Annotated in this window: 14 protein-coding genes; 13 read left to right on the forward strand and 1 reads right to left on the reverse strand. The window is 45.2% G+C overall.

Features of this window, described 5'->3' with window-relative positions:
* Positions 1-55: 55 nt before the first annotated feature.
* The 3 genes from tadA to QUA56_RS28950 all read left to right on the forward strand — a co-directional run bounded on the left by tadA (position 56) and on the right by QUA56_RS28950 (position 2,172).
* Entirely contained in the window at positions 56-556 is a 501-nt protein-coding gene (tadA, locus tag QUA56_RS28940; protein ID WP_333365167.1) for a tRNA adenosine(34) deaminase TadA, read from the forward strand.
* Positions 557-897: 341 nt separating this feature from the next.
* The gene (locus QUA56_RS28945) at positions 898-1,572 is read left to right on the forward strand and encodes a lysophospholipid acyltransferase family protein (protein WP_333365168.1); all 675 of its coding nucleotides are present in this window, start codon (positions 898-900) and stop codon (positions 1,570-1,572) included.
* 207 nt (positions 1,573-1,779) lie between these two features.
* Complete coding sequence (locus QUA56_RS28950; protein WP_333365170.1) at positions 1,780-2,172, forward strand: hypothetical protein; 393 nt, start codon at positions 1,780-1,782, stop codon at positions 2,170-2,172.
* Positions 2,173-2,258: 86 nt separating this feature from the next.
* Here QUA56_RS28950 and QUA56_RS28955 read toward each other — a convergent pair whose 3' ends face one another.
* Entirely contained in the window at positions 2,259-3,023 is a 765-nt protein-coding gene (locus QUA56_RS28955) for an ABC transporter ATP-binding protein (RefSeq protein ID WP_333365171.1), read from the reverse strand.
* Between the two features lie 544 nt (positions 3,024-3,567).
* Here QUA56_RS28955 and QUA56_RS28960 point away from each other — a divergent pair.
* The 10 genes from QUA56_RS28960 to QUA56_RS29005 all read left to right on the forward strand — a co-directional run bounded on the left by QUA56_RS28960 (position 3,568) and on the right by QUA56_RS29005 (position 11,680).
* Positions 3,568-4,407, forward strand: a complete 840-nt coding sequence (locus QUA56_RS28960; RefSeq protein ID WP_333365173.1) for a DUF4231 domain-containing protein — start codon at positions 3,568-3,570, stop codon at positions 4,405-4,407.
* Between the two features lie 183 nt (positions 4,408-4,590).
* Positions 4,591-5,934, forward strand: a complete 1,344-nt coding sequence (gene gor / locus QUA56_RS28965) for a glutathione-disulfide reductase (RefSeq protein ID WP_333365175.1) — start codon at positions 4,591-4,593, stop codon at positions 5,932-5,934.
* A gap of 426 nt (positions 5,935-6,360) precedes the next feature.
* Entirely contained in the window at positions 6,361-6,510 is a 150-nt protein-coding gene (locus QUA56_RS28970; RefSeq protein ID WP_333365177.1) for a hypothetical protein, read from the forward strand.
* 38 nt (positions 6,511-6,548) lie between these two features.
* Positions 6,549-7,139: a sigma-70 family RNA polymerase sigma factor gene (locus QUA56_RS28975; protein ID WP_333365212.1), complete on the forward strand. Its 591-nt coding sequence runs from the start codon at positions 6,549-6,551 to the stop codon at positions 7,137-7,139.
* Positions 7,136-7,573, forward strand: a complete 438-nt coding sequence (locus QUA56_RS28980; RefSeq protein ID WP_333365179.1) for a hypothetical protein — start codon at positions 7,136-7,138, stop codon at positions 7,571-7,573. The genes QUA56_RS28975 and QUA56_RS28980 overlap by 4 nt, the downstream gene beginning before the upstream one ends.
* A 19-nt stretch (positions 7,574-7,592) precedes the next feature.
* Positions 7,593-8,078, forward strand: a complete 486-nt coding sequence (locus tag QUA56_RS28985) for a Spy/CpxP family protein refolding chaperone (RefSeq protein WP_333365181.1) — start codon at positions 7,593-7,595, stop codon at positions 8,076-8,078.
* Positions 8,079-8,464: 386 nt separating this feature from the next.
* Positions 8,465-9,157 carry a YqiA/YcfP family alpha/beta fold hydrolase gene (locus QUA56_RS28990; protein WP_333365182.1) on the forward strand — a complete coding sequence of 231 codons (693 nt, stop codon included), beginning with the start codon at positions 8,465-8,467 and terminating at the stop codon, positions 9,155-9,157.
* A gap of 32 nt (positions 9,158-9,189) precedes the next feature.
* Positions 9,190-9,897, forward strand: coding sequence for an ROK family protein (locus QUA56_RS28995; protein ID WP_333365184.1), 708 nt, complete (start codon positions 9,190-9,192; stop codon positions 9,895-9,897).
* Between the two features lie 161 nt (positions 9,898-10,058).
* Complete coding sequence (locus QUA56_RS29000) at positions 10,059-11,231, forward strand: histidinol-phosphate transaminase (RefSeq protein WP_333365186.1); 1,173 nt, start codon at positions 10,059-10,061, stop codon at positions 11,229-11,231.
* A gap of 53 nt (positions 11,232-11,284) precedes the next feature.
* Positions 11,285-11,680: a VOC family protein gene (locus QUA56_RS29005; RefSeq protein WP_333365188.1), complete on the forward strand. Its 396-nt coding sequence runs from the start codon at positions 11,285-11,287 to the stop codon at positions 11,678-11,680.
* The last annotated feature ends 314 nt before the right edge of the window (positions 11,681-11,994 follow it).

The raw sequence follows: 11,994 nt of genomic DNA on the forward strand, positions 1-11,994 counted from the left end.
ATGTAACTATCCTTCTCGATCTTAAGTTTTTTGTGTTACGTAGCGTAGGTATGACGTGAATTCTAAAACTGAGCCGTTGTCTATTAGTGATACTACTTATTTTATTCACAAACGCTGGATGACTAGGACTCTGGAACTGGCACAAGCAGCCGGTGATGCCGGTGAAGTACCGGTGGGTGCTGCAATAGTTGACGGTACTGGGAAATTGATTGCCGAAGCGCAAAATCGGCGAGAGCGAGATTGCGATCCGACTGCTCACGCTGAAATATTGGTACTCCGGGCGGCCGGCCAAGTTTTGCAAGACTGGCATCTCAACCAATGCACGCTCTACGTAACGCTGGAGCCTTGCCCGATGTGCGCTGGTGCGATCGTCCAAGCTCGGATCTGTCTGCTGGTATACGGAGCAGATGACCCGAAAACTGGCACGATTCGGACTGCGGCTAATATTCCAGATAGCGCGCATTCGTGTCACCGCTTAGAGGTGCTAGGCGGTATTATGGAGTCTGCTTGCCGCGAGCAGTTGCTTTCTTGGTTTGAAGCGCGCCGGAAAAATTAACAGGTAAAAAATTTTGACTCTCTTCTGGGCGATGTTTAATCGCAATTGACCCTTTAACTGAAATAATGGATCGGTAATTGCCCGATCGAGCTTTCCAGGCGGCTGACTGCTCTGCGGTAGTGCTGTCGGGTTGGCTGAGGTTTTACCTGTTAGAGACGATCTCTTGCGGGCGCGATCGCTCGATCGGCACAATGCCAATAGCAAAAGTGTCCCGATCGAAAAACTAAAGATTTGTCCGACAACTTACTCTAGACTTTAGATCTCGATAAAGCAGCTTAATTGCTATGCCCCACACCGCCACGAGCGCCGTTGAGTTCAGTAAATCATCTCTAGTGAAGCCAATGCCTGCCAAGGTAGCATCTAATACCTCTCGCGTTTCTCCTTGGTTAACCTCCTTGCTCTATCCGCTAGGTCACTATGTTGTCCTACCGTTTCATTTTGGGAAGATTGAGATAACCGGACAGGAGCACTTGCCGAAAGACGGGCCTGTCATCTTAGCCCCTACGCACCGTTCCCGGTGGGATGCCCTGATGATGCCCTATTCAACGGGACAGATGGTGACTGGACGCGATTTGCGGTTCATGGTAACTGCTGATGAAGTGAAAGGACTGCAAGGTTGGTTCATCAGACATTTGGGAGGGTTTGCTGTCGATATCAAGCATCCAGCAATTAGCAGTCTCCGTTACGGCGTGGAATTGCTTCTCGACAAGCAAATGTTGGTGATTTTTCCCGAAGGCGGCATTTTTCAGGATGGCGAAGTTCACCCGATTAAGCCGGGATTAGCTCGTTTGGCAATGCAAGCAGAGTTGAGTACGCCTGGTTTGGGGGTGAAAATTGTACCGATGAGTATCCGCTATCGCCCGCGCATTCCTCGATGGGGTTCTCAGGTAAAAATTGCGATCGGTTCTCCAATTTCCGTGGCGGATTATACCAATGGTGGCGGTGGCAAAAAAGAAGCACGATTGTTGACGGCCCAGCTCGAAATGGCTATTAAAAATATTGATGAATGTTGTTAGTTGTTAGTTGTGATTTGTTATAATATTGGTGACAAGCGAATTTCAAAGGTGGTACCCGCCACGCGATCCGTGGAATCAATCTAAAGCATCTGGAATCTCAAATCCTCAAGCCCCCGACTCGATCCGTGTGGTCAATCCAAAATCTCAAATCTCAAATCTCAAATCGAATGACTGCTGTTGAAAGCAGCGTTAAAGTTTTGCGATGCAATGTCAGAATCAATGGGTTTTGCTTTGAACTTTAAGCCTGGTCAAATTGTCAGTTTAGAATGTGGAGATGCGTGCCTGCATTCCGAGGTAATCCAAGTGGTTGAGGCACGTCAAGTTTGTTGGGTGCGCCCTTTGATGTTAGTTGTATTAGTGTCGGGGAAGGATTTATCGGATCGACGGTCGGAAGAATACACTTTATCCGATTTGCGAGATGGTGCTGATTTGCTTTGGCCGCTGAGTTTGTTTCGGGCAGCTTTAGATACTGAGGTAATTTCACTGTTGACTGAGTTGCACTCTCTGGACTCTGAGAAAAAGGATGGTGTTATTGCTTCTCGGCAACTTAGGGATTTTGTCGATCGAGTTTGGGAAGCTTTTCCCACAGCTTTTAATTAGTTAGTGGTTATTGGTGATTAGTTATTAGTTATTGGTAGCAGCTAACAAATAACAATTAACGAATCACCAATAACAAAAAAATTAACTTAAAATACAGCGTGTGAAAGTTCTGCGGGATTGAGATTGTTGTGAATAACTTGACCGTCGCGGAACCAGACAACGCGGCGAGTTTGGCGCGCCACTTCCGGTTCGTGTGTTACCATAACAACGGTCATGCCGCTGTCGTTGAGTTCTGTAAAAATATCCATTACTTCTTGAGTAGTTTTTGTATCCAATGCACCAGTCGGTTCGTCTGCAAGCAACAACACGGGACGGTTAACAATTGCCCGGGCGATCGCAACTCGCTGCTGCTGTCCTCCTGATAGTTGATTCGGTCTGTTGTGCAGCCGACTTTCCAAGCCTACTTTTGTTAAAGCATCTACTGCCCGTTCCCGTCTTTCCGCTGCGGGAATGCCTGCATAAACCATCGGTAACATCACATTTTCTAATGCTGTCAACTGAGACAGCAGGTGAAATTGTTGGAATACAAACCCCAATTTTAAATTGCGAATTCCGGCTAATTCTGCTTCCGGCATTTGGGCGACATCTACGCCGTCTAGGTAGTAACTGCCGCTCGTAGGTCGATCGAGACAACCGATAATATTCATAGCTGTAGATTTGCCCGATCCCGACGCGCCCATAATCGAGCAATATTCTCCTTGTCTTACCGTCAAGCTGACGCCGTTTAAAGCGCGAACTTCGAGGTCGCCAATCCCGTAAACTTTTGTTACCTCTTCCAGACCGACAATGACGGGTTTTGAGAGGACTTGCGGGTCGAAGTCTTGGTATGTATCGGTTTGTAGTTCAGGCATTTTTTTTTCTGTGCGATCGACACAACTAACTACTAAGCTAACACTTCCCATCAGTTTTCGCGATCGGGGTGACGGCTGTTTCGACGCTAATGAACAGAATCTCTATCTTCAAGTCATAGTGAATACTTTTACCCGACCTGGAGGTACAGTCGGAGTGGAAAAAAAATCTACCAACTCAAGTAGAGGCGATCGCGTGGACTATTCAAAGATAACGATCTCTAAGTCTAACAACAAGCCAGTGATTAGTTCATCTGCTTTTATTTTGGTAGAATAGTTCGGACTGTTTTTAGTTTGCAGCCTGAAACCCTCGATTTTCCGTTGGTAGCTCGATTGCCGAATCGCCTTGAACCTTTATTATACGGCTGCTAATTAAAAACAGTCCGAACTATTGTTGGTAATCACCTGTTAAAAGAATCAGATTTAACGATCGCCTGCAACCAATTTTCATGGGTTTGAGGGTCTTCTTCACCAGGTTGACAGAGCTTGGGTGGAATAGCAACAATAGGCTAAACTTGTATCCGATCGCCAAACAGAATACAAAGCAATGACTAATTCTACCGATACCAACCAGACCGAGATTTCCAATACAGTCTCATCCAGTCCACCAATGTTATCTTTCCTGAAAATTGTTGAGTATTTATCCCTGGCCGCTTTTGTGGGTGCAGGCATCCTTACCAGAGTTTTTCTAGACAACCAACTTATCGTTATTTTGGTAGCTGTTTTTCTCTCTAGTTTTATTTTTCTGTTCCTGACCAATAGACAATTAGCTCGCAACTTTCGGAATAGTGCTAATCAGTTAGATATCCGAAAAAAAGCTGAACTATATAATTATCTCTTAAACCCGAATAATGTTTCGGATAACAATCCGATCACCCCGGTGAGAGAAAAGGCTTTACGATATTGCCAGGAGTTGATTGACGACTATAAAAACACTAGAGAGACTTCGAGAAATATTTACTATACTTTCCAATTGGCAACCGTTGTTTTATCGGGAGTCACACCAATTTTAGTGTTGGTAGACAAATTGGAACCAGGTCAATCGTTGCTCAAGTGGCTGCCCGTAATTTGTCCCGCTGTCGCCTCCATAGTCGCCAGTATAGTTACCTCGTTTCCTTTTCAGGAAAATTGGATTTCTGCTAACACGACTGTGGAATTGTTAGAAGCGGAACAAGAAAAATTTGTATTAGGAGTGACTCCAGCTTATCGTTGCTATGATGTAGCCGACGAAGCCCAAAATCAACAAATGACAAAAATGGCAATAGAAAACTTTATCAATCAGGTGAATGAGATTCATCTCAAGCAAATCCAAAAACCAGATGATACAGCGTCAAAGGAGCAGAATACAGAGCCAGCTCAATCTACCGAGTCACAGCAGCAGAGTTAACGAAGCTGACAATACCAGTAAGCAGGTAGGGTAGAGTGACGCTACCTGCTCCCTCAATTAGCTCTGTATGTAGTTCTCAAAATGTAGTTATCAAAAGTGCTCCTCAAAAGCAAAATTTTTGAGCTATGATTAAGAAAAGTTAAGCGTAAACTAGGGAAGTTGGAGATTGTTGGTAACACAATTATGACATACGATTACGACTTGTTTGTGATAGGTGCAGGTTCCGGCGGATTGGCGAGTTCCAAGCGAGCAGCATCCTACGGAGCAAAAGTGGCGATCGCCGAAAATGACTTAGTAGGCGGAACCTGCGTAATTCGCGGCTGTGTTCCCAAAAAACTGATGGTTTACGCCTCAACATTTTCGCACCTTTATGAAGATGCGGTGGGCTACGGCTGGAGTCCAGTAGAAAGCAGCTTCGACTGGGAAAAACTCGTCACCACGGTAGACACAGAAGTGCGCCGACTCAGCAAACTGCACATCAGCTTTCTCGAAAAAGCTGGAGTCGAATTAATTTCAGGATACGCCAAATTTATTGACCCCCACACCGTCGAAGTTGGCGACAAAAAAATCACCGCCGCCAAAATTTTAATCGCTGTGGGCGGAGAATCCCATCGCATTGACATTCCCGGTATCGAACACGCGATTACTTCCCGCGAAATCTTCTTGCTAAAAGAGCAGCCAAAACGGTTGGCAATTTGGGGCGGCGGCTACATCGGCGTCGAATTTGCTTGCATTATGAACGGATTGGGAAGCCAAGTAACTCAAATCATCCGGCGCGATCGAATTCTGCACTACTTCGACGCAGAAATTCGCGCCAACGTCCAAGAAGGAATGGTTAAGCACGGAATTGAATTTTTGACAGAAAGCTCGATCGCACAAATTGAGAAAACCCCAGAAGGTTTAAAATTAACGCTGTCGGGAAAATCCGAAGGAACGCTAATAGTAGACGCGCTTTTGTGTGCTACCGGGCGCTTGCCCAACTTGGAAAAATTGGGTTTAGAAAATGCGGGAGTAGAAACCGATAAAGGTGCGATCGCAGTTACCAAAGACAGTCGCACCAGCCAGCCGCACATTTTTGCAGTCGGAGATTGCACCAACCGCATCAATTTAACGCCAATTGCGATCGCCGAAGGACGCGCTTTTGCCGATACTGAATTTGGTAACAATCCGAGAGCAATCAGTCACGAAAATGTTGCGTCAGCAGTATTTTCTCAGCCGGAAGCAGCTACAGTTGGCTTAACTGAAGAGGAAGCTAAAGCAAAATTTCCCGAATCAATTAAGTGCTATACAGCCAAGTTTAAACCGATGTTTCATTCTTTGACAGGTGCAGATGAAAAGACTTTTGTCAAGTTAGTTGTTGAAACTAATACTGACAGAGTTTTGGGCGTGCACATGGTGGGGAAAGACGCCGGGGAGATTATTCAAGGAATGGCGATCGCTGTTAATATGGGAGCTACGAAGAAAGACTTCGATGCTACTATTGGCATTCACCCATCGACTGCTGAAGAGTTTGTGACTCTGCGGTAAACAGGGCGAAGCCGCCAGGGACTTAAGTCCCTGGCTAATAGCTAAAGTCGGTTAAAACCGACTGAAGACTATAGCGGTTCTCAAGTAAGTGAGGTACGTAGTTGGGCTTTAGCCCTCTTAATTGTGCTTACGTAGTTAAGTGAGGTAAGCACCTAACAACTTCCATTGCCAATTAATAAGTAGTAGGACACAATTAATTACCCAAAATACCGCCTAAAAACCTTGCCTCTTCAAAAGGCTTGATGTAATTAATTGTGTCCGGTTACTTACTCATACCTCATCTACCTGAGAAAGGCTATACAATATTCAATCAGCTTTTTAGGGCGGGCTAGAGCCCACCCCAGAATAAGATTTAATTTTTGTGGAACAGGCCAGAAAGCCTGTTACGGGCGGGCTAGAATCCCACCCCACAATAAGATTTAATTTTTGTGGAACAGGCCAGAAAGCCTGTTAATTTTTGTGGAACACGCCGGAGTGGCTGTAGCTGACATTGGTGCAGTTTTCCGCCCCAAGCGGATTCATGCTCAAAATAATATTTTAAATTATTTGAACCTTTTTCGAGATCGTCCTGTCTAAACACTTCAGATAACGAACTGGTGGGGGAGACTTCACAGGTGTTAGGTGTGTCAGCCAATGTTTTAACCGATGACTGTTCCGACTCGGACTTAGTTGCTGAGTGTCTAAAGGGCGATCGCACTTGCTTTCGCTACCTTTACAAACGCTACCAACACAAAGTCAGGTCAACCCTTTATCAACTCTGCGGCCCGTCACTGCTTGACGATTTAGCACAAGAAGTATTCCTGCGAGTCTGGAAAGGATTGCCCAAACTCAAGCACCAGGAAAACTTTTCTACTTGGCTTTATCGAATCACTTGGAATGTGGCTTCCGACCAAAGACAAGCATTTGCTAAACAGCATTTTTTTGACTCCCAGCTCAAAAATCAAGAAGTAATGGATGGGGTTATTCTCAAAGATAACACGTCCGACTTGATGCAGTTGCACTATCAAGATTTAGTGCAGCGGGGACTGGAGCAATTGAGCTTTGAACACCGCAGCGTTTTGGTGCTGCACGACTTAGAAGACATCCCGCAAAAAGAAGTAGCCCAAATTTTGGGACTGCCAGCAGGGACTGTCAAATCTCGCGTGTTTTATGCCAGAAATGCTGTGCGGCAATTTTTGCAAAAAGAAGGTGTCAGCGAGCTATGAATAACCCAAGCAGCGACCAAAAATTAGTTAATTTCTTGAAGCAACATCGCCCAAACCTTCCAGAAGCTGCGCCCGATTTGGAGCAAAAACTTTTAGCAGCAATAGATAGGAATGAGGCGGGTGCGAGAAAGCTAAATTATCTAGGAGAGTCGCAATGTACCCGGTCTAGCAAAATATCGCGAACGATCGGTTTTCGCAAGTGGGCTTTGTCATCTGCGATCGCTGCTAGCCTGCTAGTTTTTTGGTCTGGATACCGTGCGTTTGAGACTGCACAATTGCCAGACAATGAAACAGCTAAGTTAGAAGCATTTTTAGTCACTAACTGGGAGGGTGTACTGCATGATTCTAGCGAAGAAAATATGACAGAACGCCCGCAAACAGACTTGTTGAATTTCCCAGTTTCACCTGATAGCGAACCGCTAACAAATAACTAATCTCAAAGAGGTATTTTTTATGTCAATTCGTCGCATTTCTTCCCTAGCCGTTTTAATGCTGACTCTCGGCAGCACAGCCGCAGCAATAGCAGTTCCCAATCCCCTAGAACCGGAAACAATTGCCCAAACTCAGCGTCCCAATCGACCCGCTGGTAAGGAAGGTGGGATGTTCGAGAAACTGAATTTAAGTGCCGACCAAAAACAGAAAATGCAGGCAGTTCGCGATCGCTACAAAGACCAAGTGTCCCAGCGGATGCAAGCAGTCCGCCAAGCCAGACAAGAATTGGAAACGATGATGTCTGGCACGGCAAATTCCAGCGAAATACGCGAAAAACACCGTCAAATAATCGGCTTGAGGCAGCAGTTGGAAGAGGTGCAATTTGAAAGTACACTCGCAATGCGAGAAGTGCTCACGCCCGAACAGCGCAGCCAATTAGCTCAACTGATGCAGCAGCGCCGAGAAACTGCTAGAAACAGGATGCAAAACGGTCAAAAACCGCAGTAATTGACGAGTAGTTTTGAGTGAATCGCAGGGTGTGCAACACGCACTCTGCGATTTTCACTGTCAGCAGGTAGACATCAATAAACGCCTGCATATAGAAACCCAGCTTTTCTCAAATCTATGGGATGGCTTTGTCTCTTGGGGAAAGCAGTCTAAAAGCGCCGCAATTTAAATACGTGCCAGTGCTTGATTTCTTCGGACTATCAGTATATAAGTTTATCTACTTAATGTTTGATTTTTTATTTAATAACTCATATTAAGGATCGTGGATTAAATAACTTCCGTAGGTTGGGCCCGTGGCACGAACCCAACCTACAAAAAATGCAAGTTATTTAATTCTCATTCCTAAGTTAAAATAATGAGTTGAGAAGTCTCATAAAAATTTTTGGATGAATCTACAGAACGACTCAAGTTATATTTATTTACACGGATTTGCTTCAAGTCCCGATTCAGCTAAGGCTAAATATTTCCGATCGCACTTTTCTTACCTAGGAATTGAGCTAAAAACTCCCGATCTCAATCAAAACGATTTTTCTGGTCTCACTCTCACCCGCCAATTAAACCAAATAGAAACAGAATTTTTGCCAACCGAATCCTCCCAATCTCCCACAGAAAATGTAAAAAATCTAGGGGGAGTTACCATAATTGGGTCTAGTTTTGGGGGGCTGACAGCGGCTTGGTTGGCCCAGCGACAATTGTCAGTAAAGCAAATAGTTTTGTTAGCGCCGGCTTTTCAATTTATCTCCCACTGGCTGCCACTCTTGGGACAACAACAGTTAGAAAAGTGGCAGTCTGAGAAATATTTGCCCGTTTACCACTACGGCGAACAGCGCTATCTGCCACTGAATTATCAGTTTGTGGCAGATATGGGTCAATACCCTGAAGAAAAATTAATGCGGTCAGTCCCTACGTTAATTCTTCACGGCAAGCATGATACAATAATACCGATTCAAGCTAGCAGAAATTTTGCCGCTAACCGTCCCTGGGTGCAATTAATCGAATTAGAAGACGATCATGCTTTGGGAAATGTCCTAGCGGAAATTTGGGAAGCGATTCAAAAGTTTTGCCAATTCAAAAATTAAAATTTGACCAACTTCCAAGTCTCAACAATCAAATGAGTGAACAAGATCGATCGACTCGCACCTTAGCCGTTGACATTGGCGGAAGCGGCATCAAAGTTATGGTTTTGGACGATGAAGGCCAACCCCAAACGGAACGCAGCCGTTTAGAAACGCCTCAACCCCCGAAACCGGAACCCGTACTAGAGGCGATCGCCTCTTTAGCAAGCGAACAAGGGGAATTTGACCGAGTATCTGTCGGTTTTCCCGGAGTCGTCTGTGGCGGCATCATCAAAACAGCAGTGAATTTAGATCCTTCTTGGATAGATTTTGACCTGCAAACTACTCTCAAAGACCGCTTGGGAAAACCTGTGCGAGTGGCTAACGATGCCGATATTCAAGGATTGGGAGCAATTGCTGGAACAGGGGTAGAATTAGTAATTACCCTTGGCACCGGTTTCGGTTCTGCCTTATTTGTTGATGGTATCTTGGTGCCTAATTTGGAACTCGGGCATCACCCGTTTCGCAAAGGGGAAACTTACGAACAGCAATTAGGGCGATCGGCATTAGATACAGTCGGTTCCAAAAGATGGAATCGCCGTCTGGAAAAAGCACTCGCCTCTCTGCAAAATCTCTTTAACTGCGATCGTATTTACATCGGCGGTGGCAATACTAAAAAGATTGTTTTTGATTTACCGCCGCAGGTTAAAATAGTACCGAATGTGAGCGGTTTATTGGGCGGAATTGCTTTGTGGCGGGATTAAAATAGTCATTAGTCATTAGTCATTAGTCATTAGTCATTAGTCAGCAGTCATTAGTCATTAGCCATAAATTATGGATGCTCGACTTTAGACTATTAAAGACTGTGACTGCATCCTGATGCTTGTAAGCAGATTATCTAAAATAAAAAGTCGTAAATTATACCATGCTTCCCTTTATCCGAAAAGATTTAGCCGAACTTACCGCATACACTCCCCATCCGGGCGGCGCGTCAGGAGAACCAGCGCATTCGGAAAGTGCGATCGATCGCCTCGATACCAACGAATGCCCCTACGACTTACCAGAGGAATTTAAAAAAAAGCTAGCTTGGACTTACCAGCAGTTAATCGAGACAAATCGCTATCCCGACGGAGGCCACGCAGCACTCAAAGAGGCGATCGCCCAATACGTCAATGAATCAATCACAATCCCCCCGCTAGGGGGGGTTACACTGCCAAAAACAGCCATTACAGGCGACAATATTTCTGTTGGTAACGGTTCCGACGAACTAATTCGATCGCTCTTAATAGCTACTTGTTTAGGCGGGCAAGGCTCTATTTTGGTAGCGAATCCCACCTTTTCGATGTATGGAATAATCGCCCAAACTCTCGGCATTCCCGTTGTGAGTGTTCAGCGGAAAGAGGAGAATTTTGAAATCGATATCGAGGCGGCTAAAAGGGCGATAGACCAAAATCAAAATCCCCCCGTGCGGGCCGTCTTTGTCGTTCATCCCAATTCACCCACAGCCAATGCTTTAACAACTGATGAAATAGAATGGTTGTCAAGTTTGCCGGAAGAGATATTAGTAGTAATTGACGAAGCTTATTTTGAATTCAGCCAAAATACATTAGCAGACAGATTGCACCAGCATCCGAATTGGATAATTCTGCGGACATTTTCCAAAGCATTTCGACTAGCATCAATGAGAGTCGGATATGCGATCGCCCATCCCGAACTCGCAGCCGCCTTAGAAAAAATTCGCCTCCCCTACAACCTTCCCAGTTTCTCGCAAACCGCAGCCGAGTTTGCCATAGCGCAGCGGCAGTTATTGCTGGCAGTAATTCCCAAAATTATAGCAGAGCGAACCCAATTAATTGCAGCGCTAACTCAGCATCAAAAATTGCAAGTTTGGCAGAGTGCGGCTAACTTCATTTACCTGCGGGTGAAAGCCGATGATAGTAATTTAGCAGAACAAGAACACAAACAAATCATGCAGCAGCTAAAAGATCGAGGTACTTTAATTCGGCATACCGGGGGAGGTTTGCGAATTACGGTGGGCAGCCCGGAGGAAAATCAGCGAACAGTCGATCGAATTGAAGAAATTTTTGACAAATCATAATATTCGGTATCCAGTTTCTGCTTAACACAAAAATAAATTTGGAGAAGATATATATGCTTCAAGGAAAGGTTTTACGGGTTGCTCGTCCAACCGATTTCCTCGATCGAGTTGTTCATTTCTACACAGAGGGTTTAGGGCTGCAAATCCTCGATCGTTTTGAAAACCATGACGGTTTTGACGGAGTAATGGTTGGGATGTCAAGAGAAAGCCACCACTTTGAATTCATCCATCAACGGGGACATATTGTAGGTGGCGCTCCAACTCAAGACAATCTTATCGTCTTTTACCTTCCTAACCAACAAGAATGGCAGCAGGCTGTTGAGCGAATGAAAGCAATTGGATTTGAGCCTGTAAACTCCTACAATCCCTACTGGGACAAAGATGGAGTGACCTTTCAAGACCCTGATGGCTATCGAGTCGTTTTGCAGAATGCCGAGTGGATCTTGTAGCTGGTATTCTGTAGGTTGGGTTAAGCGATAGCGAAACCCAACTACACTATTGAGTAAGCTGGTATTCTGTAGGTTGGGTTGAGCGATAGCGAACCCTACGCAACGCGCTTGCCCCACACCCAATTGATTAATAATGTTGGGTTTCGTTCCTCAACTCCACGGCTTATACAGAATGTTGGGTTTCGTGCCTCAACCCAACCTACACTATAAAAATCAGTGCTTAGCCCATGCAGTATCAGCGAACCCTACGCAACGCGCTTGCCCCACACCCAATTGATTAATAATGTTGGGTTTCGTTCCTCAACTCCACGGCT

Origin of the sequence: Microcoleus sp. N3A4 (assembly GCF_036701805.1) — a bacterium.
Taxonomy (GTDB): Bacteria; Cyanobacteriota; Cyanobacteriia; order Cyanobacteriales; family Microcoleaceae; genus Microcoleus.